The 23636-nt window shown below is 67.7% G+C and carries 21 protein-coding genes and 4 pseudogenes; 7 read left to right on the top strand and 18 right to left on the bottom strand.

From position 1 onward, the window contains the following. The first annotated feature begins 673 nt into the window (after positions 1 to 673). The gene (locus D1369_RS00485; RefSeq protein ID WP_237557717.1) at positions 674 to 1099 is read left to right on the top strand and encodes a hypothetical protein; all 426 of its coding nucleotides are present in this window, start codon (positions 674 to 676) and stop codon (positions 1097 to 1099) included. Positions 1100 to 1238: 139 nt separating this feature from the next. Then, positions 1239 to 2040 (top strand): annotated as a pseudogene (locus D1369_RS00480) (IS5 family transposase). A 9-nt stretch (positions 2041 to 2049) separates the two neighbouring features. Here D1369_RS00480 and D1369_RS00475 read toward each other — a convergent pair. Beyond that, positions 2050 to 2574: a hypothetical protein gene (locus tag D1369_RS00475; RefSeq protein ID WP_106433557.1), complete on the bottom strand. Its 525-nt coding sequence runs from the start codon at positions 2572 to 2574 to the stop codon at positions 2050 to 2052. Between the two features lie 590 nt (positions 2575 to 3164). Between D1369_RS00475 and D1369_RS00470 the strand changes: the two genes are divergently transcribed. Together D1369_RS00470 and D1369_RS00465 are read left to right on the top strand one after the other, a co-directional pair. Beyond that, on the top strand, positions 3165 to 3608 hold the full coding sequence (locus D1369_RS00470) for a nuclear transport factor 2 family protein (protein ID WP_346426724.1): 444 nt from the start codon (positions 3165 to 3167) through the stop codon (positions 3606 to 3608). Between the two features lie 179 nt (positions 3609 to 3787). After that, positions 3788 to 4021, top strand: a pseudogene (locus D1369_RS00465) (transposase); the annotation flags it as partial. A 119-nt stretch (positions 4022 to 4140) separates the two neighbouring features. Here the strand turns inward: D1369_RS00465 and D1369_RS00460 are convergent. The 10 genes and pseudogenes from D1369_RS00460 to D1369_RS00420 form a co-directional block, all read right to left on the bottom strand. Next, on the bottom strand, positions 4141 to 5085 hold the full coding sequence (locus tag D1369_RS00460) for a LysR family transcriptional regulator (RefSeq protein WP_037902626.1): 945 nt from the start codon (positions 5083 to 5085) through the stop codon (positions 4141 to 4143). A 110-nt stretch (positions 5086 to 5195) separates the two neighbouring features. After that, a complete protein-coding gene (locus D1369_RS42735; protein WP_007387117.1) occupies positions 5196 to 5357 on the bottom strand; it encodes a hypothetical protein in 162 nt (53 codons plus the stop codon). Positions 5358 to 5513: 156 nt separating this feature from the next. Further along, positions 5514 to 6131 (bottom strand): glycoside hydrolase family 16 protein, encoded by a 618-nt coding sequence (locus D1369_RS00455; RefSeq protein ID WP_240436028.1) that lies wholly within the window; start codon positions 6129 to 6131, stop codon positions 5514 to 5516. 514 nt (positions 6132 to 6645) lie between these two features. Then, a pseudogene (locus D1369_RS00450) lies at positions 6646 to 7022 on the bottom strand (alcohol dehydrogenase catalytic domain-containing protein); the annotation flags it as partial. A gap of 159 nt (positions 7023 to 7181) precedes the next feature. After that, positions 7182 to 8087, bottom strand: a complete 906-nt coding sequence (locus D1369_RS00445; protein ID WP_037902629.1) for an amidohydrolase family protein — start codon at positions 8085 to 8087, stop codon at positions 7182 to 7184. A gap of 38 nt (positions 8088 to 8125) precedes the next feature. Continuing rightward, on the bottom strand, positions 8126 to 8473 hold the full coding sequence (locus tag D1369_RS00440) for an L-rhamnose mutarotase (protein ID WP_007387121.1): 348 nt from the start codon (positions 8471 to 8473) through the stop codon (positions 8126 to 8128). Further along, positions 8470 to 10485 (bottom strand): hypothetical protein, encoded by a 2016-nt coding sequence (locus D1369_RS00435; RefSeq protein ID WP_007387122.1) that lies wholly within the window; start codon positions 10483 to 10485, stop codon positions 8470 to 8472. Before D1369_RS00435 ends, D1369_RS00440 begins: the two co-directional genes overlap by 4 nt. A gap of 8 nt (positions 10486 to 10493) precedes the next feature. Continuing rightward, a complete protein-coding gene (locus tag D1369_RS00430) occupies positions 10494 to 11348 on the bottom strand; it encodes a carbohydrate ABC transporter permease (protein ID WP_037902631.1) in 855 nt (284 codons plus the stop codon). Between the two features lie 103 nt (positions 11349 to 11451). Next, complete coding sequence (locus D1369_RS00425) at positions 11452 to 12366, bottom strand: sugar ABC transporter permease (protein ID WP_037902632.1); 915 nt, start codon at positions 12364 to 12366, stop codon at positions 11452 to 11454. Next, positions 12363 to 13727 carry an extracellular solute-binding protein gene (locus D1369_RS00420; RefSeq protein ID WP_118082188.1) on the bottom strand — a complete coding sequence of 455 codons (1365 nt, stop codon included), beginning with the start codon at positions 13725 to 13727 and terminating at the stop codon, positions 12363 to 12365. Before D1369_RS00420 ends, D1369_RS00425 begins: the two co-directional genes overlap by 4 nt. Before the next feature lie 300 nt (positions 13728 to 14027). On the opposite strand from D1369_RS00420, the gene D1369_RS00415 reads away from it, so the two are divergent. Then, entirely contained in the window at positions 14028 to 14786 is a 759-nt protein-coding gene (locus tag D1369_RS00415; protein WP_007387126.1) for an FCD domain-containing protein, read from the top strand. Positions 14787 to 15362: 576 nt separating this feature from the next. On the opposite strand, the gene D1369_RS00410 is transcribed toward D1369_RS00415, so the two are convergent. From D1369_RS00410 to D1369_RS00385, 6 genes are all read right to left on the bottom strand, one after another. Further along, positions 15363 to 15875 carry a MarR family transcriptional regulator gene (locus tag D1369_RS00410; protein ID WP_050789826.1) on the bottom strand — a complete coding sequence of 171 codons (513 nt, stop codon included), beginning with the start codon at positions 15873 to 15875 and terminating at the stop codon, positions 15363 to 15365. Between the two features lie 72 nt (positions 15876 to 15947). Further along, a complete protein-coding gene (locus D1369_RS00405) occupies positions 15948 to 17222 on the bottom strand; it encodes a multidrug effflux MFS transporter (RefSeq protein WP_118082187.1) in 1275 nt (424 codons plus the stop codon). A 122-nt stretch (positions 17223 to 17344) separates the two neighbouring features. After that, entirely contained in the window at positions 17345 to 18286 is a 942-nt protein-coding gene (locus D1369_RS00400; RefSeq protein WP_037902634.1) for a hypothetical protein, read from the bottom strand. Positions 18287 to 18383: 97 nt separating this feature from the next. Next, a complete protein-coding gene (locus D1369_RS00395) occupies positions 18384 to 19040 on the bottom strand; it encodes an NADPH-dependent F420 reductase (protein WP_007387129.1) in 657 nt (218 codons plus the stop codon). Between the two features lie 38 nt (positions 19041 to 19078). Next, positions 19079 to 20086: a superoxide dismutase gene (locus D1369_RS00390; protein WP_158680195.1), complete on the bottom strand. Its 1008-nt coding sequence runs from the start codon at positions 20084 to 20086 to the stop codon at positions 19079 to 19081. 135 nt (positions 20087 to 20221) lie between these two features. Beyond that, entirely contained in the window at positions 20222 to 21001 is a 780-nt protein-coding gene (locus tag D1369_RS00385) for an MBL fold metallo-hydrolase (RefSeq protein ID WP_007387131.1), read from the bottom strand. Positions 21002 to 21126: 125 nt separating this feature from the next. Here D1369_RS00385 and D1369_RS00380 point away from each other — a divergent pair, with 125 nt between their 5' ends. Next, positions 21127 to 22038, top strand: a complete 912-nt coding sequence (locus tag D1369_RS00380) for a helix-turn-helix transcriptional regulator (protein WP_240436027.1) — start codon at positions 21127 to 21129, stop codon at positions 22036 to 22038. A 16-nt stretch (positions 22039 to 22054) separates the two neighbouring features. Here the strand turns inward: D1369_RS00380 and D1369_RS00375 are convergent. After that, a pseudogene (locus tag D1369_RS00375) lies at positions 22055 to 22378 on the bottom strand (arabinofuranosidase catalytic domain-containing protein); the annotation flags it as partial. A gap of 334 nt (positions 22379 to 22712) precedes the next feature. Between D1369_RS00375 and D1369_RS00370 the strand changes: the two are divergent. Further along, positions 22713 to 23609 carry an SDR family oxidoreductase gene (locus D1369_RS00370; RefSeq protein ID WP_007387134.1) on the top strand — a complete coding sequence of 299 codons (897 nt, stop codon included), beginning with the start codon at positions 22713 to 22715 and terminating at the stop codon, positions 23607 to 23609. Positions 23610 to 23636 lie beyond the last annotated feature (27 nt).

Raw genomic sequence — 23636 nt, 5'->3', positions numbered from 1 at the left:
GACATGCCCATGTCTATTATTGGTGTTGCCACTGGGATTCGAATGTGGAAACGTGAATCAATTCACAGCCGAGAGGGTCCGCCGCGACCTGGGCGCAGCGATTCAAATCTTCACCTCAATCGACACGTCACGAAATAGTTTTCGTGGACCCCCTGCCGCAAGATCGTAGTTATAGGTGGGAGTGCCCCGCAAGAGGTTATTTTCGGAAACTGGCGTGAAAAGACGTCCTGCCGAGGCTTGGTCCATCTCCGGGGGTCTGGCCCCCGGAGGATCGCGTGACGCGTCCCGGAGCACCGTGCGCCACCGCTTCCACGCTTCCGGTGCTGGTCAGAGGCGTCGAGCCGGTGGCCTGACCAGGGCTGTCGGTGCCTCCGACATCACACCTCGCGGTCGAGCCAGCCGACCGGACTTCGTCTGGATTCTCCAGGCCCAGTTTGAATGGGTTGGCGCGACTGGTGTCGATATTAGGTCTGCGTCGACTATTTCAGGAGTGTAAAGTAATGTCGCCGCCGAGGCGTTGCTTCGGCCTGTGGGGGCTTCGCGTTGTGGGGGCTTCACCCCGAACCGTGGACACGGCACTGAGCCTTTTTCAACCTCAGCAGGGCTGCTGACGCGGCCGGCCCCCGGCTGGGCAGGGAAGAGTCTCTGAGGGCAGGATGCCTTCCTGCCCACCATGGTTGTTGAGATCCACGTGCCGTTGCTGCCGACCCCGGACCTGCCGGACGGCTCCTACCCGTTTCCCTGGATCGAGGATGTCGAGGACTTCCTGTCCGGTCTCGAAGACCAAGGTGACGTGGAAGTCTTCGACGAGGGAGAGGAGGACGGGGACCTCTACGTCTTCTTCGTCACCGGAGCCGGTGAGAGGGATCTGCTGGCAGTGGCGTCCCGCGTGGCCACGCTGCCCGGGGTCCCTGCAGGAGCAGTTGCGGTCCTCAGTAACGACGAGGCCGAGGAGTTCGGTCTGGGACGACGGGTGGTGCTTCCGCTGCATGTGCTCGCAGGGTCAGACAGTGTCGGACTCGGGACGCAGATCCGGCCAGTCACGCAGGACATGGATCACCTTGTCGGCAGGCACGGCGGTCCCGGAGGACTGCAATAGGAGCCGCGCGTACTCGACATCTGCGACGACCGCGGTGAGCTCCTCCCAGGTGTCATCGTCGAAGGCATGGAGAGGCCCGTGTCCGGTGTCCGTACTCTCCAGGCCGGCGCCCCAGCAGAACTCGCGGCAGTCTGGGGTGGTGACTGCTGCGCTTGTGGAGCGGATGGCGCCGGAAGAGTTGTGGACGTTGTTCCAACGGGTGGTGCCGCCGGCACCGGTCCGGCCTCAGAGTGGAGGGCACCGGCGGCGAGGGGACCGCGAGGTGTTGGCTGCCATCGTCTTCGTGGCCACTTCAGGCTGCACCTGGAACCAACTGCCACCAGGCTTCGGGCTGTCGGGGTGACGGCCTTCCGCCGGTTCACCGACCGAGGCCAGGGTGTGGGCCAAGCTTCATCGCCTGGCCCTGGATGAATCGGTGCCCGAGTGGAGCTGGACTGGTCGCGGTGCGCGATCGACTCGGTAATTGTCCGGGCCCTCAAAGGGGGCAGCTGACGGGACCGAATCCGACCGACCGCGATAAGAAGGGATCGAAAATCCACCTCATCGTCGACCGTCAGGGCCTGCCTCTGTCGATCGGCATCTCCGCCGCCAACTTCCACAACAGCCGGGCACTCATCCAGCTGGTCCGTGGCATCCCACCCATCCGCTCACGTCGCGGCCCGCGACGCCGGCGGCCCGCCAAGCTGCACGGTGACAAGGGATACGACTACCGCCACCTGCGGCGATGGCTCGCCGCCCACGGCATCCAGCACTGCCTTGCCCGCAAGGGCGTCGAGTCGTCCCGGCGGCTGGGCCGGCACCGCTGGGTGGTGGAGCGGACCATGTCCTGGCTGTTCGGCTGCCGCCGCCTGCACCGCAGCTACGAGCACAAGCCGGAACACTTCCTTGCCTTCACAGCCATCCCCGCGACCCTCGTATGTCATCGCCGACTGGCCAAGTGAAATGGCGTCTTATCGCAAATTATCTAGCGTTACTTTGAAATCCTCGCCACCATAAACTGATTCATAATGGACCTCGATCACGAATCGCCGGGTGATGAGATCCCAAAACCAGTCGTGCCGCGCATCACTAAACTCTTCAAGATGTAACAGGTAGATCGACTGGCCAGCGAGAATGACGCTGCCTACATGCAATGAGTGCACTTTCGGCCTAACTGGCAGAGATGCCACGACACGACGATAAGTCTCAAGATTCCATTGCCCAACTAACTCCCCGTCTAGCCACACGGTCGCCCTCGTCACGATGCCCGGTCCAAGGCCAGCGTTGATGATCCGAATGCCTGCCGCGTGATCTTCATACGCCTTGACGTGACGCAGCTGCAATATGGGCCGGACGGACTGACGATTGTGCAGTTGTGTGGCTCTAGCCTGCGCGTAGCTGACCCAGAATGATCCAAGCGCTATGACCGTCGCCGCAACAGCTATGACTGTGCCCGAATCCACCTGCCACCCCCACGACCGCGTGAACGTAGCCATTCTTCCCGGAAACTGACGAGGTCACACGTGCCTGAAGTTCCAACCCTCACGTGGAAGAAATTAGACGCCATTTCACTTGGCCAATCGGCGGACAACTCTTCCGGCGCCATCCGCTCGACAAGCGCAGCAGTCACCACCCCAGACTGCCGCAAGATCACGCCAAGTGAAATGGCGTCTTAAAAGAGCAGCCCGGGTCCGCACTCGGGCACAGGGAGCAGTTCGGCAGGCATGGACGGGCGACCAGTGGGTGGCCGCGGCGTGAGTACCTATGGGGGCTCTGTGACAGCACTTCGGAGGACTTCGTCACCCTAACCTCGGGCTTTCACGAGCAGTGCCGTCTACCGGTTGATCAGAGAGGCGAGGAGCGCTCCTGGACTGAACAGATGGGACCTGTGGAGGGTCCTGGACGTTGCTGCGGAAGCGCACTTCTCGGATGAAGAGTGCTGACCTGTATCTGCATGTGGCGTCCAGCGCGTCGGCCCTTGGAATCAGACAGGTGAGGTGCTGCTGGCCGAGACAGTCCGCAACACCGGCTCGCATCAGGCGATAATGATCGTAGCTGCCTGTGCGTATATCACTTGGGGGGTCTTGTGAGTCTGAGTCCGCGTGAGGTGTTTCTCCGCCTTGTTCATGGGGTCGCCGACGGGAACTCAAGCGAGTTGCCTGACCTGTACGGCGAGGTTACGGATGTCCGGCATCCGATGGCGACGCCGGAGTCCGAGCCGTTGACGAGTCGGCGTGCGCTCCGGGAGCACTTCACCGTGCCGCCGGAAATGCGGGAGTCCTTGCCGAAGAGGAGTGTCGTCGATGTCGTCGTCCACGAGACCGCCGATCCTGAAGTGATCGTCGCCGAGTTCGCCTACGAGTTCACGTTGCCGGACGATTCCAGGTCCAAGGTGCCCTGCGTCTTCGTCATGCGTGTGCGGGACGGTCAGATCATCGAGTCTCGCGACTACATCGACCCGATCCGTACGTACACGGCCCGCGGGGACCTCGACCGCCTCCTCGCGTCTTTGCGCAAGGGCGCTTCCTAACCTCGCGCTTTCCGAGGTGGGCTGTCCATCTGTTGGTGATGAACGTAGAAAGCGCCTCGGACCAGCGAGAATGAGGATCGCTGAGGTCCTTGTTCCCGCCACCGCCGGAGGCACTTTCCAGGTGAAGGAGCGTATCGGGTTCTGTTCGGCGTGTCCGCGCCGAGGGCGGTGGTCGCGGCGTGGTTTCGCAGGCCGGTGCGGTGCTGCTGGTCGAGACGGCCCGCAAGACCGGTCTGGATGCGGCGATGTCGGCGGCGCTTGAGCGGTGGCGCAAGCCGCGGGCGGTGCACGATCCGGGAAAGATCCTGCTCGATGTGGCGCTTGCCCTCGCGCTGGGCGGGAACTGCCTAGCCGACGTGGCCCTGTTGCGGGCTGAGCCGACCGTATTCGGGCCGGTGGCCTCCGACCCGACGGGTCTCTCGCCTGATCGGACAGCTGGCCTCGGGCGGCAAGCGGGTCCTTGGACCGCCGCGCGGTCCTGTGTTTCACGAGCGACCACCTGTGAAACAGACTGGCGCTGTCTGCAACGAGGTCATTCTGATCCGGAGCCAGGATCGCTTGTGGGTGGTTCGGGCAGCCAGTCGTGAGCCGGGTCGTACTCCAGCCATCGCCTGCGCCCAGCTTCTCCCGCGCAGGCGGCGGTGAGGCTGTTCAGTCCCGGGTGCCCGTTGCCGGTGCGCCACAGCAGTGACCAGGCGTACAGCGGCGTGGGATCGACCAGGGGGACGGAGCGCAGTCCGGGGACCTCCGGCAGTGGCACATCCGCAGGTACCAGCGAGAAGCGTCGCGGCTCTTCCGTCACCTCGGCAAGGAAGTGGGCCAGTCCCAGGTTGACGCTCGTCGCCGTGTTCTGGATGGCGAACCGGTCGGCGAACCGGTGGAGGAAGTCGAGTCGGTTCAGCGGGCCGGGCGCCCACAGCATGCTGCCGCGCAGCTGGTCCGGTCGCAGCGCCGGTTCGGCTGCGAGCGGATGGTCCTCGCTCAGTACGGCATCCACCGGCTCGAGGCGGACGAGGCGGTGGGCAAGTCCGACGGGCAGCGGGGGGTGAACCCGGCCGAAGGCCGCGTCGATGTCGCCGCGCAGCAGTGCCGTCGTCACCGACGGCAGATCGCGCCCGTGCCCCAACGTCAGCTTTCCGGCCCGTCCGGCGACTTGGGCCAGTGTCCGCATCGGCGCGTAGAGGTGACCCCAGACGTCTACGCGCAACGGATCATCCGTGACGACCACTGCCGCGACGGCGGCGTCGGCGGCGGCCACGGCTTGCCGGGCCGGTAGGAGGAAACGCTGTCCGGCCTCGGTGAGGCGTACGCCGTTGCCGCCGCGCTGGAACAGTTCGGTGCCGAGCAGAGATTCCAGCCGCGCGATCCTCTTGGACAGCGCCTGCTGGGAGATGGCGAGCTGTCCGGCTGCCCGTCCGAAGTGCAGTTCCTCGGCGGTGCGCACGAAGGCACGTACTTGCGCCACGTCGAGATCCATGGCTCCCACCATAGGCGCGGCCCGACTGGCTGCCCCACCTCAGTGACCACCTCACGCGCACCCTGACGGGAGCACTGGCATGAACCGTTTCACCGACAAGACTGTCCTCATCACGCGCCACTCCTCCAGCGGTGCGGCCCGCAGCCGTGCGCGGCGTCGCGCGGCAGGTGCGGCGTGTGTCGCACCAGTCGGGCGGAGTCGGCGGCGACGGCGATGCTGCTGGTGTTGTGCAGCAGGGCGGCCAGGACGGGGTTGGAAGGAGCCGCCGACACCTGCGGTGAGGCCGGCGGTCTCCAGCGCGACGTCGGAGGAATGGGCGCGCATGACGATGCCGACGTCGGTGAGCGCGAGGGCGGGGAGCGGGGGCGGGGGGCGTACGGATTCCCCTGGAATCCGCCTACCGCTCAGGGGGCTTGGCGGGGTTCACCTTATGGGTTGTACGGCGTGTGGGTGATGGAGGAGATCTTGAGGTAGCGGGCGCCGTCAGCTGTGGCCCAGGTGGAGGAGTCTGGGTTGCCGGGCCAGTCACCGCCGACCGCGATGTTGGCGATGAAGCGCAGGCCCGTGCCGGCAGGTGTCCTGTACCAGGTGGTGCCCGTGATGACGCCGTCCACGGCGAAGTCGATATGGTCCGGGAACCAGCTGAACGAGTATCTGTGGTACGAGTTTGTCCAGCCGGAGGAGTTCGTCCGCGAGAACTGCTGCTGGACGTTGTTGACGTCGTGGGACGTTTGGTAGACAACACCCGGGTTCTGTCCCACGATCTCAGCGGCGTCGAACTCGGGCAGCCACGGATTCAGATACGCCGCCCATACCGCCGGCAACAGTCCCCGTCCGTTGGGCATGTTGGCGGTGAAGCTGTATGTGCCGTACCCGTACCGCGCCGTCGACTCCACACGGCCTGAGTAGTAGACCCCGCCCCCGGCGTTGAACGCCTTGATCACCAGAGTGTTGCCCTCGTACCAGACGCAGTCCGGCCGGTACGTCTGCAGCTCGTTGTTGGCGGTCCACCTTGCGTTGATCTTGTTCCAGGAGTTGACGGTCACCGGGGTACCCCAGGATGCGGCCCGTGCAGTCTGCGCACCCAGTATCAGCGCGGGAGGTACAGCCATTGCGGCACCGAGTATGCGTCTGCGGCTCGGCCTGCGAGATGGAGGGGGCATCGCGGTCATCGCAGCTCCATTGCTTGGATGAACGAAGAGTGGTGGGAGCGGTCCCACGCTCCACTTGTCGCAGGACTGTAAGAGTCCGTTTGACCTTTGACAAGGTGTGCCGCACAGATCGATACATTCCTTTGGTAGTTGAATGATCCAGGTGTCACCAACTCGCCGTCCGCGTGCAAATACCGCCGACGCCAGCACCGTCCCGCCGCGCCCGATGCCGCTGGACGCCACCAGGCCGGGCGGGTTCGTGGCTGGCATCTGGTGCGGGAGCTGTCGGTGGACGTGCGGGTCGACGTCCATGCGGCGGGCACGACGGTGACGGCGATCATGCCGCGTCCCAACGACGTCACCGGCAGGCTGAGGTCACAGGTCACGTCAGACTCGCCGATGTCACGGCGGCGGGTACCGTCCAGCGCTGCTGCATCGCGCCGGGAGAGTCGATGCCGATGAAATCCAGGTGCTGGCAGATGTGCTGCCGCCCTGACAGGCCGGGCAGGTGTCGTCCCAGCGCAGCGGCATCACGGTGACCGCGTCGCCTGGCCGCCAGTCCGTCACGTCCGGCCCGCAGCGGACCACGCGCCCGGCCATCTCGTGCCCCAGGACGGCCGGTGCGCTGACCCGGGCGTCCATGTCGCCGTGGAAGATGTGCAGGTCGGTGCCGCAGATACCGACGTAGGCGGGGGCCAGTTCCACCTCGCCGGGGCCGGGCGGCGCGCTGTGGGCGGGGGCCGTGTCCAGGGTGCGGGCGCAGAGGTATCGGGCGGCTAGTGTCATGGGGGCAGGGTCCCTTCGGTGCGGACCGGTGCCTACGGATGCCGAGTGGCTCGGCGTCCGTGGCTATGTGTCCGGCGCTGGTTTCGCGCGAGTTCGTGTGAGTCCGTGTCATGGGATGTGGCTCCGCGGCAGTGGGTCTCGTCGCGGAGCCGGAGCGGGTCAGGCCCTCCGGGCGGTCGCGTCGCCCTTCGTGAAAACGGAAGCCAGGCCGTAGAACGCGGTCGCGGTGCCGGCGAGGAGCGCGTCGATGTCGCTCTCGCTCCAGCCGGTGAGAAGTTCGTCCACGGTGGCGGCCCACCGGTTCCAGCCACCCGCCAGGTTGGCGACCGGCCAGTCCGAGCCGAACATCAGCCGCTCGGGGCCGAAGGCCGAGAGCAGCACCTCCCAGACCGGGCGGATGTCGGTCGTGGTCCAGCGGGTGTGGTCGGCCTCGGTGATCAGCCCCGAGACCTTGCACACCACCTGCGGGTGCCCGGCGAGCTGCCGCATCCGGCGTTCCCACTCGGCGATGTCCCCACGGGCGATGTCCGGCTTGCCCGCGTGGTCGAGCACCTGGGGCAGGTCCGGGAAGCGTTCCGCGAGCCGGATAGCCTGACCGAGCTGGTGGTCGCGCACGAGCACGTCGTAGCGCAGTCCACGATCCCGGGCTGCCCTCAACCCGCTTTCCACATCGGAGTGTTGCAGCCAGCCGGGGTCCGTCTCGCCCTGGACGAGGTGCCGCAGGGAGCGCAGGTACCCGCCGCCCGGCCCGGCGATCAGCTCATCGAGCACGTCCCCGATCGCCGGGGACGTCAGGTCGGCCCAGCCGACCACGGCCTGGATCAGGGGCTCCCGTTCGGCCAGCGCGAGAAGGTCCTCGGTCTCGGCGACCTCCGCGATGCACTGGACGACCACCGTGCTGTGCAGCCGTCGGCCCGCGATGGGGTGCGTGGCGGTGGAGCGCAGGTCCTCGGGGGTGAAGGTGCGGCGGATCGATGCCACATCGGGGTCGTCGAGCCAGGGCTGCGGACGGTGGGCGAGGTCCCACAGGTGGTGGTGGGCGTCGACGAGCACGGGTGCGTTCACGAGGTGATCCAAGTCGTGTCGGGCGGGCGCGGGCCGGGTCAGGCGGTGGCGTCGTCGTCTGGGGGGCTCAGGTGCCAGATCTCGGGGAGGTCGCTCCACTGGCGGCCCTCGCCCCGGTCGGGCCAGGGTTCCTGGCAGGGGTCGGTGAGCTTCCACCATCGCTGGGTCTCGGGGTCGGCCTCGATGGACGCCATGTCCGCCTCGAAGTCCTCGCCGTGGTACTCCATGTAGGCGAACAGCACGTCGCCATGGAGAAAGATGCTGTAGTTGCGGATGTTCGCCCGGTGCAGGGCGGCTTCGACTCCGGGCCATACGGCGGAGTGGAGCCTGAGGTACTCCTCGCGGTGTTCGGGGCGGAGCCTGATGGTCTGGGCGATGCGCTTCACGCCGATTCTCCTTCCGTGGCCGTGGAGTTGGTCCCGTCAACCGCCGTGTCGAACGGCGTGCGATAGCTGGGGGTACGGGTGCGCAGCTCCAGCCGCAGGGTGAGCCGGATGCGCGTGGAGGCGGGCAGGCGGACCGTCAGAAACGGGCCGTCACAGACGGTTTCGATCTCGGAGACGACCGGCTCGGTGTGGCCGTAGTCGTACATGTCGCCGATCCAGCCGTCGTCCGTGCAGGTCGTGTACCGGACAGCGGTCATGGTGTGCTCGGCGAACGCGCCTGCCTGGACGATGACCGTGCGGTCGCTGCCGGGGGAGAGGTTGACCAGTTCGACGGTGGTCGCCTCGGGGTCGATGGAGGTGACGAGGGCGGCGACGTCTGCGGGCAGGCCCGCCCGGCGGGCGTCGGCGTCGTGGTAGCGCAGCCTCGCCTGCTGCAGACCGCCCTGGTACAGCACCTGGGGGCCGCCCCAGGTCAGCTGTACGAGGGCCTCGGTGACCACCGGGTTGCTCAGCTGCCACACGTGAATGTCGGCTTCGGGCACGTCCAAGTCGCGGTAGCGGTCGATGCGCCGCAGCCGGTGGCGGACCTGGGCCTGGGCGGCCGCGAGGATCCGCTCCGGGTAGCCGGGGTCGTCGCCGGCGAGGAAGGCGAACCACGCCTTCTCGTGACCGGAGTCCTCCTTGGACCGGAACGGCCGCACGGTGCGCCAGTCGATCCCGTCCGCTTCGCGCAGTCCCTCCAGCCGGGCCCGGTCGGCCTGGGAGGAGGTGTGGTGCCACAGGGCCACCGGCACGGGGGGAGTGGCCGGGTTGTAGTCGAACCAGCCCGAGTCGTTGTGGCGGAACGGCAGGTGCGGTGTGGGCGTGTGGACGTCGTCGGGGCCGAGTTCGACCGCCCACTTGGAGGGCAGGCTGGAGTCGGCCTCGGTGTAGGGCATGACCTTGGCGTGGCCTATGAGGGTGTCGAGCGAGGTGGCGACCATGGAGAGGTAGTCGTCGTCGCCGGTGACCGTGGCCGCCGCGAGCGCCGCCACGCAGGCCGCGTGACCGAGGCTGTGCCAGCCGTGCGGCCAGGACCAGCCGTAGTGGCCGCCGTACCAGCGCCCCTCCAGCAGGCTGCCGACGACGCCGTCCGGGCCGACGTTGTCCGGGATCAGGCCGCCCTGTTCGCGGGTGCGCTCGCGCCAGGCGCCCACGTACTCGACGATCCAGTCGCGGTAGCGCTCCTCGCCGGACAGGATCCAGGCGTTGAGGACCAGTCCGGCCGCGGCGAGGTTGGTCGCGGTGTCGCCGACGCCCATCCGGTCCCGCATCTGGTCGCCGAGGCGCGGGTCCGCCGAGAGCGGGTACGGGCCGTCCTGGGCCTCGGGAATCCACTCGAGCGGATAGCCGTACGTCTCCGCCTCCTTGAGGAGCCAGGGGTAGACGTCGCCGTCGAACAGGCCGGTGCGCTCGGGGTCGCTGCCGTTGTGCGGGCGGGTGATGATGCGGTGCTCGGGGTCGTAGTTGCCCTTGGCGGGGTCGACGTACAACTCGGCAAAACGCAGCGCGCGTTCGGACCATCGGTCGGGGGCGGCCATGCACAGGAAGTAGAGCAGCAGCAGGCTCTCGCCCTGGTGGAACCAGTCGTAGCCGCGCTCGTACTCGTCGCGCAGCATGTCCAGTTCGGTGAGCTGCTTGGTGACGCCCTCCCAGTGCTTCTCGCTGGCGGGCAGGAGGTCGTCGGCGCCGCCGAGGAGGTAGAGCTGGGGCCAGTTGAAGAACACCTCGTAGAAGTCGTCCACGCCGTCGCGGGTGGTCAGCGGGCCGGTGTAGTTCAGGCGTCCGTCGGGGCCGGTGAAGTCGCGGGCGAAGCGGCGCCAGGCGTGGTCGAGGAGGTCGAACAGAGCGCGCTGGGCGACGGCCCAGCCGGGGGGTTCGAGCAACGGAACCCCGGCCGAGATGCCGGGTGCGGGCCGGTCGGAGGCCGGGGTGTCGTCTCCGGACGCGTGGGGGTCGAGGCTGTGGGGCATGAGAGCTGTTACTCCTTGGTGGCGCCGGCGAGCATTCCGCTGACCAGGAAGCGCTGGGCGAACAGGAACACGACGAGTACCGGTGTGATGGCGATCAGCGTGGCCAGTGCCAGTTGCGGGCGTTGGATTGCGAGGCTGCCGACCGTCGGGTTGAACGACGGCACGTTGCTGAGCAGGCTTCCGACGCCCACCTGGATGGGCATCTGGGTGCTGTCGGGAAGCATCACGTACGGCAGGAAGTAGTTGGTCCAGTTGGCGACGAAGCTGAAGAACCCGACGAGCGCGATGACGGGGGTCGCGAGCGGCAGGGCCACGTGGCGGAAGACGCCGAACTCGGAGCAGCCGTCGATCCGCGCCGCCGCCAGGAGGTCCTTGGGCACGGCGGTGGTGAAGTAGATGTACGTCAGGTACACGCCGAACGGGTAGAAGGAGTACGGCAGGATGATCGACCACATGGTGCCGATCAGGTGCACCGCGTTGATCTCCAGGAACAGCGGCACCACCAGGGTGGCGTTCGGCATCAGCATCACGACGAGGGTCGCGATCAGGAGCGTGTGCCGGCCGCGGAACTCGGTCATCGCCAGCGCGTATCCGGCCGGAATGGCCAGGCAGAGCGTGATGACGAGCGAGATCGCGGCGTAAAGGGCGGAGTTGCGCAGCCACAGCAGGATGGCGTCGTCCTGGAACGCGGTGAGCGCGTGCCAGTTGGCCGTGAGCGCGTGCCAGGACCCGAAGGACAGAGGGTTGCTGTGGACGAGTTGCTGGTCGGTCTTGGTCGCCGCCAGCAGCAGCCACAGCACCGGCAGCACGAAGAACACCACGAAGACGGTGAGTATCGAGCCCGCCAGCAGCCGGGAGGTCACGTGCCGGGGGGAACGGCTGCGCCGCCGCGGTTCCCCCCGCCCGTTTTTGGCCGTTCGATCCCGTTTCACGCGAGGAGCGGCGTCTGGAGGAGTGGATCGTGTGTCAGTCGGCATCGAAGAACCCCGATCGTGCGACGAAGACACCGGCGACCGACACGCTGACGACCAGGAGCTCCACCGAGACGGCGGCGGCGCCGTTGATGTTGTTCATCTGGAAGGCGAAGTCGTAGGTGAGCTGGTTGAGCGAGTAGTCGCGGCCGGCCACGCCCGTGCTGGCGAGGGAGAGCAGTTGCGGCTCGACGAAGAGCTGGGCGCCGCCCGCGAAGGCCAGGATCACCATGTAGACGATCCACTTGCGGAGCATGGGGATCTGTACCCGCCAGGCGGTCTGCCAGCCGTTCGCGCCGTCGATGCGCGCGGCCTCCATGACGTCCTTGGGGATGTTGTTGAGCGCGCCGTACATGACGACGATCCAGCCGCCCGCTCCGGTCCAGAACGCGATGATCGTGAACAGCACCGCGAGGTTTCCGGGCGCGATGACCTCGCCGAAGGTGTGGAAGCCCAGCGTCTCCAGCAGGGAGGTGACCGGGCTGACCGTCGGGTCGAGCATGAACAGCCAGACCAGGACGCTCGCGGCGCCGGCGAGCGCGCCGGGGATGTAGTAGAGGAAGCGCAGTGCCTGGCTGAGCGGCCCGGAGGCCAGCTTGTGCAGGAGCAGCGCCAGGACCACCACGAACACCACGAGCGACAGGAGCCAGAAGACCAGGTACAGGGCCACGTGGCCCAGGGAGTCGACGAAGCGGAAGTCCTGTGCGGTGGTGACGAAGTTGCTGAAGCCGGTGAACGTGCCTCCGGCGTCGGTGAACGCGAAGTAGACGGCGTAGCAGGTCGGTAGGACGCCGAAGGCGATCAGCAGCAGTACGTAGCCGGCGACGAAGGCGACGCCGGCCCGGCTCTGCCGGGCGGTGCCGCGAGGGCGCCGGGTGGCAGAGCCGGCCGAGGAGTGCGTGAGGCTCACTGGGAGACCTTGTATCCGTTGGACTTGGCGTACTTGGTGATGGAGTCCTGCCAGGCGGGCAGCATCGAGACGATGGTCTTGCCCTGGGTGATGCCCGGCTTGACGGTGGCGGCCCAGATCGCCTCCTGGCTGAACTGACCCGAGCCCCAGTCGGACCACACCTGGGAGGAGGCGTCCTTGAGGGCGCTGAGGTCGCTGGCGTAGTAGCCGGAGGCGGCCTGTGCCTTGAGCCAGTTCTCGGCGGCGGGCGCGTAGGCCGGGAAGCCGGGGGCCTTCTCGCCCTGGTAGGCGTTGTCGGTGGTGACCCACTTCAGGAAGTCGGTGGCCGCCTTGATGTGGGCGGAGTGCTTGGACAGCAGCCAGGTGCCGCCGCCGACGTTGCCGGTGGACGGTGAGGTGTCGCCCTGCCACTGCGGTATGGGCGCCACCGCGATCTGCTTGGCCGGGGTCTTGAGGCCGTCCTTGAACACCGCGCCGCCGTACCAGGCCGGGCCGGGCATGAGCAGGACCTTGTCGGCCTCGTTCTTGGCGAAGTCGGTGCTGAAGACGCCGCTGATCGACATCGACTTGTTCTTGATCAGTACGTCCAGGAGCTTGGCCATCTTGGTGCAGGCCTCGCTGGTGGTGTTCACGGAGACGGCCTTGGGGCCGGTGATGTGGTTGGCGCCGCACTTGCTCGCCCACAGGTAGATCTCCGGGGTGAAGGAGTCACCCGCATCACCCACGAGGTAGCCGGGGTGCTCCTTGGCGACCTTCTCGCCGAGGGCCTGGTAGTCCTCCCAGGTGGTGGGGACGGTGTAGCCGAACTTCTTCAGCAGTGGCGCGTTGTACCACAGCACCGCCTGGGAGAGGTCGTTGCGCAGGCAGTACAGGGTCCGGCCGACCGTGCAGACGTCGTTGGCGCCCTTCGCGAACCCGCCCAGGGTCGCGTCCGGGATGAGGCCCTTGTTGAGCGGTGCGGCGAAGCCCGCGTCCACCGCCCAGGAGGCCTCGTTGTTCTGGGAGCTGAAGACGACGTCCGGCCAGCCCTTGCCGGTGCGGTTGAACAGCTGGACCTTCGTCTGCAGGTAGTTCGAGCCGTTGGCGTCACCGTCGTAGCTGACGATGTCCATCTTCACGCCCGGGTGCGACGCCTGGTACTGCTTCGCGGCGTCCATGCGGGTCGCGTCCACCCAGACGGTCAACGCCCCGTCGTTCTGGGCGGCCTGGGCGAATCCGTCCTTGGTCGTGCCGCTCGTGCCGCCCCCGCCGCCACAGGCGGTCACGGTGAGCAGCACGGTGGCGGCAGCGCCCGCCAGCAACGCGGCACGTCTCCTGCTGGTCCCTGTCTCCCGGGCGGCCGAAGGCTTGTTGACGGACATGAGCGACTCCACTCGGTTTGCGTGAGGCTGACGGCTCTGTCGTAACCGCCGCGGAAGAAATTAGCCGCCATGCTGGAGGGCCAGTCAAGGGGTGTGTAGGTCTTTTCTCGACATTCTGCGGGCATGTCAAGGTGACTACTGCGAGTCATATACGCTGTTAAAAGGGCACGAATGGCCTTGATCTGTGCGCGGATTCGCGATCAAGAGCCCAGATGAGTACGACTTATTTGTTTGACTGGGTTACGATGAACTCAGTTCAAGGCTGATCAGTCGTCGTCGCGGTAGCCGGAGGCAGGACACATGAAAGACACGCCCGCCGTGGCGGCAGTGGTGAACGGCGCGCACGAGCGGCGCGACTACCGGCCCGGATACGAGATCGTGGCCGAGCGGATCCTCGAGTTCATCGCCGAATCGAACCTGGTCCCCGGCGACCGGATCCCCACGGAGAACGACCTGGCCCAGCGGCTGGGCATCAGCCGGGGTGTGGTCCGAGACGCCGTGAAGATCCTCTCGGCGCTCGGCCGGGTCCGGGCGCACAAGGGACGCGGACTGTTCGTCGCGGACGACGACGGCATGCTGATCAGCGGTCGCTGGGGCGGCTTCTTCCGTCCCGTGGACCTCGATCACGTGCTCATGCTGTTCGAGTTCCGCAGGGTTCAGGAGACCGTTGCCGCAAAGCTCGCGGCCACCCGGGCTACGCCCGCCGAACTGCGCACCATCGAGATCGCCATGCAGCAGTGCCGGCACGGGTACGTCCACGGCGAGGTCGACGTCTTCGCGCAGGGGGACGACGACTTCCACGCCGCGGTGGCCGCGGCCTCGCACAACACCTTCCTCGGCAGCGCGGTGCGCGACGCCCGTCGGCTGCAGCGCCAGTCCAGCGCGATCGTTCACGACTCCTTCGGAGAGGGCACCGCGGCCGCGGTCGAGGAGCACGAGACGATCTACCGCGCCATTCGCGACGGCCGCCCCGACGAGGCCGCCGAGGCCACCGCCGTCCACCTCGACCGGACGCTGGAAGACTACCGACGAGAGATCCAGCGACGTCTGTTTGGCTGAGCGTTGTGCCGGCACATGCGAAGCGCCCTGGTCATCGAGTGGCCGGTCGCCGGTAGCGCCGATCGGGCCGACGACTCATCACCCTGTGACAGCCCCCTGGTGACTCAAGCCCGGCCTCGGCTCGACCCGCTCGCTGCGCCCTGTGCCGATCGGTCGGCGGCATGACCGGATGTACTCAATCTGTCGGTGCCGACGGGCGTGGGGCCCGTCGGTTCCGTCACGGTTGCGGGGTCGGTCGGCGGCTCGCTCATGCCCGGGCGATGTGTTCGCGCATCGCGCGGGCGGCTCCGTCGGCGTCGTTGACCCGGAGTTGCCGAACGGACGCGGACCACTCCGCTGCGGTTTCCGGGGACCTGCACGACGCTCCGCTGAATATGTACGTGAGTCGTCGCGGTGAGAGTGCGGGATCCGCCTTACTCCGTATCGGCGGCGCGGTGATCAATTTAGCGGGCTGAGGCCCCACTTGGGCGGAGGGTATCGACAAGCGAGTTCCTGTTGCGACGCGTGTAACCGTCAGAAAGGCGCGACCGGTCGTAATTCAGTGACGCGACGGGCCGGTAACTCGTCGCTGGGTGATTATCCCGACGAGTTTGGCGCGCCGGAACGTCGGCGCCTCGCGCAGTTGATGGCGGACTTCGACCGGGCCCGTAGGCCGGAGAGCGGTTCGAGCTGCTTCACCAGCCCCTCCACCTGTTCCGCTCCGATGCTTAGCCTGGTGAGGCTGCCGCGTACGGCGGCCTCGTAGGTGTCGCTGATCCGGTCGAGGAGGGCCGTGCCCTGCGCGGTGACCGCGGCGTGGGTCGCGCGTGCGTCCCTGGGGCAAGCCGAGCGGGTGACCCGTCCTTGAAGTTCCTGTCGGGTTATGGCCCGGGTGACGCGGCTTCTGGAGAATCCGAGTGCGGTGGCCACCTCGGTCATGTGGAGGAATTGGTGGGGAGATCGATGGAGTGCGGACAGGACCGCGTACTCCTCCCACGCGATGTCGAATCTCTGGTGCAGAACACGGTTCACCGCGGTCTCGAGCAGGCGGCCGAACAGTGCGACCGTTTCGTAGGCTCGGATGTCCGTCGCGGTGGGGATTTCTTGCATGGGGGCAGGCTCGTTTCCTTAAGGGGTCCCTGTGCGTGAACGAGTGCGACGGCATTGGCCTGTTGCGCGGGCTTACTGGGCCAGCGGGTCCGGAGTGGGACGCCATGGGAGGCACAGGGCCAAGAAGCAGACCGTCGCGGCCAGCGCGAGACCGAGCACCGACAGGGCCATGGGCAGGGCGGTGCCCTGGTCGCCGAGACCGGTGAGGGCCGGCGCGAGGGCTCCCATGAGGAACTGCGTGGTGCCCAGGAGCGCTGAGGCGCTGCCCGCAGCGTGCGGGGCCCGCTGGAGGGAAAGGGCCGTCGTGGTGGGCAGGATCATGCCGACCGGGCAGGCCGTGAGGAAGAGCGCGGTGGCGATCCAGGGCAGGCCCGCGTGCGTGAGGGTGGCCAGGACGACCAGGGCGGTGCCCGCGGTGGCGAGTACGGCCAGGCCCGTCCCCAGGATGCGGTGCGAGGGGAAGCGCCCCAGGAGCAGTTTGCCGTTGAGCTGTCCGGTGGCGACCATGCCGATCGAGTTGAGGGCGAAGAGGAGGCTGTAGGTCTGCGGGGAGGCGCCGTAGACCTCTTGCAGGGTGAAGGAGGAGCCGGCGATGTAGGCGAACAGGGCGGCGAAGCCGAGGCTGCCGGTGAGCAGATAGCCCGAGAAGCGGCTGTCTTTGACGAGGTCGCGCATGGTGCGCAGGGTGTCGGGGAGCCCGCCGCGTCGGCGCTGGTCGGTGGGCAGGGTTTCGGTCAGAAGGGTCGCGGTGGCGACGAGGACGGCCAGGCCCAGCAGGGTGAGGGTGACGAACACGCCGCGCCAGGAGGTCAGTTGCAGGAGTTGGGCGCCGAGCACGGGGGCGAGGATCGGCGCGGTGCCGGAGACGAGCATCAGCGAGGACAGCAGGCGGGCGGCGGCGAGTCCGTCGTACAGGTCGCGGACGACGGCCCGGGCGATGACGATGCCGGCGGCGCCCGCCAGGCCCTGGACCAGGCGCATGCCGATGAGGACCGTGGGATCGGGGGCGACGGCGCACAGGAGGCTCGCCGCGACGTACACGGTCAGGCCGGTCAGGAGGGGACGGCGCCTGCCGAGGGTGTCGCTGAGGGGCCCGATGACCAACTGACCCAGGGCGATCCCGATCATGAAGGCGGTGAGGGTGAGCTGGGTGACGGCCTGTGAGACGTGGAGATCTCCGCTGACCTGGGGGAGGGCCGGGAGATAGAGGTCGATGGTGAGCGGGCCGAGGGCGGTCAGGGAGCCCAGGATAAGGACGAGCGGCAGACGGCGCGGATGGCGGTCCGGGGACGGGGCGTGGAGGGTGCCTGCTGTCCCGGCGCTGCTGGTGGGGGAGGGTTCGGACATGTCGGTTCCAGGGCTGTCGGGGAGAGCGGATCGTGCGGACCACTGTGCTGCCGGTCGTGCACGGGCCGGTGCCGCGCGGTCGGCGCGGCACCAGCGCGGTGGGATGCGTCCTGCCGGCTGCGTCAGCGGCCGAGGCGGGCGATGAGCAGGTTGGGGTCCTTGCCGGTCATGTAGGCGGCGCTGGGGACATACACCTTGCTGTCGTGGACCGCGATGGACGTGGGGGTCTGAAGACCGTCGGCCGGGGTGAGGACGGTGGTGTGGGTGCCGTCGGGGCGGACGAGGTCGACCTGGTTGTCGTCGCGGGCGGCGAGCAGGGTGTCGCCGTGGCCGGTGAACGCGAAGTCGTCGATGGACGGCATGCCGCTGGCCCGGACCTGGATCTTACCGGCGGTGCCCTTGGCGGTGACCGGGATACGCAGGACGGTGCCTCGGTCGAGGTTGGTGGCCCAGACGGAACCGTTGTGCAGCTTCAGGCCGTTGGCGCCGGCGAACGTGGTGGGCTCCAGCTGCGTGCCCTTGGCCCAGACGGTGGCCTTTCCGCCGCACGCGGGGAGGCGGTAGATGACGCCGTGCACGGAGTCCGTGACGTAGAGCTTGTTGGTGTGCTGGTCGAGGGCGAGGCCGTTGGGCAGTCCGTCGGCGGGCAGGGCGGCGATGCGGTGCGGGCGGCCACCGGGACGTACGACCCAGACACCGGTGAGGTCCGCGGTGCCGGTGGCGTAGGTGACGTACAGGGTGCCGTCGTCGGCGCGGGCGATGCCCCCGACGAACGCCTTGCCCAGGTTGGGGGTGTTCGCCTTGGCGGGGGCGGGCAGTGTGGCCAGGACGTGCGGCCGGCTGCCCGGAGTGACGCGGACGATCTGCCGGGCGAAGGAGAAGGTCAGGTACGCAGTCCCGGCGCGGTCGACAGTGATGTTCTCGGGCTGCTGCGAGGCCGCCAGTTGGAAGTGGTTGGTGATGTGCGGCGCCGAGAGGGGCTGGGTCGCTGCAGTTGCGGTGGCCGCGGAGGCCAGCAGGACCGCGGTCGCGGCGAGGGTGGTCAGGGAGGTACGGACGTGCATGGGGTGGTTCTCCTGGTGGGCTTCTGCTGACGGTCCACTGCCGGCCCGTGGGGGTTGCGGGCCGGCAGTGGGGCTCGATGGGGCGCTACTGCTACTGCTACGGCTCAGGGGCGACGATCTTGATCGTGCTCGCCCAGCCGTGGCCCGCTTCGCGGATCTGTAGGGCCATGTGCAGCAGCTGGAAGCCCTCCAGCTCGCGGGCGTGCCTGAGCGCGCCGACGTCGACCGGGTTCAGCCCGCCGGAGGTGACCAGGTCGGCGACCTGCTTACGGGCGGCCTCGTCGTCACCGGCGATGAAGACGTCGAGCACAGTGCCGTTCACCTCGCCGGCGATCAGGGTCGTGGCGAACGTGGTGTTGAACGCCTTCACGACACGGGTGCCCGGTGCGACGGCCTCGGTGATCTCTTCGGCGGCCGAGGTGCCCGGGGCGACGACGAGTGCGTCGAGGGAGGCGTCGACGGGGTTGCTGATGTCGACCAGCACCTTGCCGCTCAGCCGCTCTCCGTATGCGGCGGCGAGTTGCTTGGCGGCGTCGAAGGGGACCGCGAGGACCACGATGTCCGCGGTGTCCACGGCGGATGCGTCGGCGGCGGCGATCCGGCCTTCGCCGGTCGCATGCCCGCGCAGTTCGTCGACGAGTCGTACGGCCTTGCCGGGGTCCTTGGCGGTGATGGTGACCGTGTGGCCGCCCGCCAGAGCCCGGGTGGCTATGCCGCGGGCCATGTTGCCGGCACCGACGATGGTGATCTTCATGAGAGTGGTGTCCTTTCCTGTGTTGTGCCTGACCGCGGTCAGACGTGGACCCGCACCACGTTGAACGGGAGCACCGGGTCGGCGATCTGGAACTGGAAGTTGACGATCAGCAGGTCGCATCCGTCGACGGCGGCCGTGGAGGGGCTGTGCATGCCGTGGCCGTGGACCGTGCGCACGAGCGTGGCCTTGGTGTAGTCGTGGCTCAGCTTCAGGACGCTGATCTGACCTTCGGGGTGGTCGAGTTCGGTGACGGCGGTCAGGGTGTCCCCCTGGAGCAGCAGGCCGTCGCCGGAGACGCCCTTGGCGCCGCCGAGGTCGATCGGGACGACCTGGTGAGTGCGCAGGTCGACGCGGTAGAAGGCGTAGTCGTTGTAGTCGGCGAGCAGGACGTAGCGGCCGTTGTCGGTGACCACCAGGCCGTTGCCGTTGAAACCGTCGTCATAGACCATCGGGGACTTGGTGAGGTCCACACCCACGTCCAGCGGCTGCTGGACCTGCTTGCTCTTCAGTTCGGCGGCGGTGATGTGCCACAGCGCGGGGTGGATCGAGTCGGAGATGTAGGCGTCGCCGTTGGGGGCGAGGGCCACGTCGTTGAGGAAGGTGTCGGTGCGGCCGGTGTCGAACACGTGCAGCAGGGCGCGGGTGCGGGTGTCGTAGACGAAGACCTTGCCGCTGGCGCCGCCGGCGACGATGAGCCGTCCGGCCCGGTCGGTCTTCATGCCGGCGACGGAGACGCGCCCGTCCTGGCCGCCGGGCAGGAACACCTGGGTCGCACTCTGGTGGACGTCGCCGCGGTAGATGGTGCCGTCGCTGGTGCTGCCGACGTAGAAGTAGGGCGTGCCCTGCTGGCGTGCGATGCCCTCGGGGTAGGTCTTGTCGCCGGGCAGTGTGTAACTGGTCGGTAGCGGTTCTCGGTAGTGAGTCCCGGTGGTGTGGTGGAGGTCGGCGCCGGGGGCGGCCAGAGCCGGGGCGGCGCCACCCAGCACGAGGAGGGACGCGACTGCTATAGCGGCGGCACGGGAACGGGGGAGGCGGGTGTGAGACATGACGGATCTCCGTATGTGATGCGTGAGTTGAAAAAGGAAGTAGTCCAACAACCCGAGGCGATGAGCAGAGGGGAAGCGGGCCGCGCGAACTGCCCCGGATCCGCGCGGCAGCGGACGGTACAGCGGCGACGGTGATCAGTTGCCGGCTGGGAAGAGGGACCGGTTGGCGATGTCGATGATGAAGGGGCCGACGTGGGCCGGGTACTTGTCGACGATCGCCTTCTTGTACGCGTCGCCGTCGTCGCCGAGCAGTTCGCGGGCGTCTTCGAGGTAACGGCGGACATCCGCGTAGACCTCAGGCCCGGTGGGCAGGCCGTGGCCGGCCAGGATCGTGTCGTAGCCGCTCTCGGAGGCCAGGGCGTCGACGGCCTGCTGCCAGCCGGTGATGTCGTTGTTGCCCAGGTAGAGGTGGACGTCGTTGTAGACGAGGTCCTGGGCGATGAGGACGCCCTGCTCGGGCAGCTTGATGAGGAGTTCGTCGGCGGCCTCGCCGCCGGAGACGGCCTCGAAGACGAACGGAACCCCATCGATGACCTCGGTGCCGGGGATGATGGCCACGGACGGGGTGAAGTCGGTCAGGGAGATGACCTGTCCGGTCGGCAGGTGGCTGTCGCCGCGAGCGATGATCTGCTCGCGCACCTGGACCAGGGCGTGCACGGGGACGCCGAAGCGGGCGGCGCCGTTGTAGTGGTCCGGGTGGGCGTGGGTGACGATGAGGCGGTCGATCGGCTTGCCGAGCCCCTTGGCGTAGGCGATGGCTTCGTCGGCGTAGGCGGGCAGCAGCTGGGCGTCGATCGCGATGATGCGCGCCGGGGTCTCGATCAGCTGGGTGGTGGTGTGGAAGGTGTCTGCCGGCGACATGTAGCTGTGGATGCGCACCGCGCCCTTGTCGAGAATCGTGACCGTGCCGTTCATTTGGATGCTCCTTGAGATTGAGGCGGCTTCGTGTCGCCTTGACGACCTCTACTCTCGTCGTGAAACCGCAGGCAGACGAGATACGCTGAAGACGCGGCATGGTAAATCGAGGACATTTGGAGACCGTGGTGATTCACAGGGATCCTGGCGGCGCGGACCCTGTCTCGGACGGGGCCATCCTGCGGCTCGACTTCAACCCGCCCGAGGAGCGGGTCCCGGGTTTCGAGATCATCGATCTCGCCACCCTGCACGAGCGACGGAAACGGCGGGGGAGACGGCGCGACCTTGTGCACCGGGTGGACTTCCACACCCTCACCCTGATCACGGAGGGCAGCGGGGAGCACGCGATCGACTTCGTGACCTACCCCGTCCGCCCCGGAACCCTGTTGTGGGTCCGGCCGGGCCAGGTCCAGCGTTTCGTCCAGCCCGGCACGGCCAACGGCACGCATCTGCTGTTCACGCCGGCCTTTCCCCCGCAAAGCAGCAGCGCCGACCGGCTGGTGAACGAGTGGTACGGATCAGCGTGCTGGCAGCTCGGCGCGAGCCCCGCGTACGCGGGGCTATCGACCCTGCTGGGCCAGCTGCGGGCCGAGTACGACCGCCCGAAGCCGACCATCTCGGCGGAGATTCTCCAACTCCTGTTGGCCACCGTGCTGTTGCACATCGACCGACTGCCCCAACCCGACGGCGGGAGCGATCCGCACGCGGGCGGCGAGGTCTACGCGCGCTTCCGCGCCGAGTTGGAACGCTCCTATGCCACCACCCGTCGCGCCGCCGACTACGCACACCGCCTCGGCTACACCGTCAAGACCCTCACCCGCGCCTGCATGGCTGCCACCGGGCAGCCCGTCAAACACGTCATCGACGGCCGCGTTGCCTTGGAAGGGCAGCGTCTGCTCGCCCACACCGACGAACCGGTGGCGACCATCGCCCGCCGCCTGGGTTTTCCCGAACCCACCAACTTCGGCAAGTTCTTCACCCGCCACGCCGGTGAAACCCCTGGTGCTTTCAGGCAAAACCATCAGGGGCAACAGTAAGAGCGGCCCCGGGAGTGATCGACGGGTCACCCGCGTTGTAGCGCTGGTTGACGCCGGAGAACAGGCCGTTCTCCAGGTCCGCCATGATCCAGGGGCCGTTGCCGGAGCCGTAGCCCCAGACCTTGATGTTGCCGAAGTAGATGGCCTCCATGGTGCCGTTGCCGTTGCCGTTGCCGTTGTCGCGGCTGTTGGTCTCGGCGTTGCCGTAGTCGAAGCAGCAGCCGCCGTTGTAGTGCGTGCCGTCCAGAACGGCGTACATGCCCTCCGCCTGATCGCCCTTGGCGACACCGTTCGTGCTGTTGTCGCGGTAGCCGGTGCCGGGAGCGACATAGACGCCGTACGGTCCAGGCCGGCCTGATCGGCCACCTTGCCGTAGGTGGCGGACGCGCGGTCATCTTCCCTATGTCCACAATGATTCGCCGCCGTCCCGGTCCCCGTATGTGCTTGCGCGGCAGACCAATCAGGGGCCTCGCCCGACAGGGGAGACCTTGTCGGAGGGCGTTACCGGCCTCCGGACAGGTATGAGCTCCCCACGCGCTCGAGCATGGCCACTGCCCAAGGAGTCCGCCTCGTGGCGCTGCACAGGTTCGCCCGCTTGTGTAACCCACATGTCTGGAAGGAACGGATGCGCGAGACGCCTTGTACTCTATCGATAACGAAGTTATGTTGCCGCCATGAAACGTGACTTGCTGGACAGAAGGCTGATCGTCACAGGAGCGGCGCGCGGCATAGGCGAGAAAGTGGCACGCTTGGCCGCCTCCCGCGGGGCTCGAGTGACGGTGATCGGCTTGGAGCCCGATCGGCTGCACGCCCTCGCTGACGACCTGGGCCCCGGTGCGTCCTGGAAGGAGGCTGATGTGCGCGACGGCGCCGCCCTACGGTCGGCGATCGACGAGGCCGCGGAGGCCATGGGTGGCGTGGACCTCGTGGTCGCCAACGCCGGTGTGGTGGGGTACGGGACGGTGCGGCAGACGGACGAGGCGTCGTTCCAGCGTGTCCTGGACATCAATGTGAACGGCGTGTTCCGCACCCTGAAGTACGTGACGCCCCACTTGGAGCGCAGCCGCGGTCATGTGCTGGTCGTGGCGTCCGCGCTGTCCTTCATGCCGTTCCCCGGGATGGCCTCCTACGGCGCGAGCAAGGCCGGGACCGAACTCCTCGCCCTGACCTACCGCCAGGAAGTGGCACACCTCGGGATCACGGTCGGCCTCGTACACCCCTCCTGGATCAACACGGATCTTGTCCGTGGGGGCGAGGCGGACATCCCCTCGTTCGCGGCCTTCCGGGAGAAGCTGCCCTACCCGGGCAATGTGACCACGAGCGCGGACCGGGCGGCCGACGCGATCGTCAATGGGCTCGTACGCCGACGCAGCCGCGTGTACATCCCGCGCGCGGTGGTCGTGGTGAACTGGGCGAAGGCGGTGCTGAATTCGCCGTTGGCGTGGCCCTGGGCGAGGCGCTTCGCAGCCCGGGCGGTTCCTTCGCTCGAACGGGAGGTCGCGGCGCTGGGCAGGCAGGACCAACTTACGCCGGGCGGCGATGCGCGCGCGGCGGAGACAGGGTCGTCCTAGCCGCGCATGGACCAACACCCGAGCGCC

The organism is Streptomyces sp. CC0208, assembly GCF_003443735.1.
In the GTDB taxonomy this organism is placed as follows: Bacteria; Actinomycetota; Actinomycetes; order Streptomycetales; family Streptomycetaceae; genus Streptomyces; species Streptomyces sviceus.
Note: the sequence above shows the minus strand (reverse complement) of the source record. Positions and strands in the feature narration are given on the sequence as shown.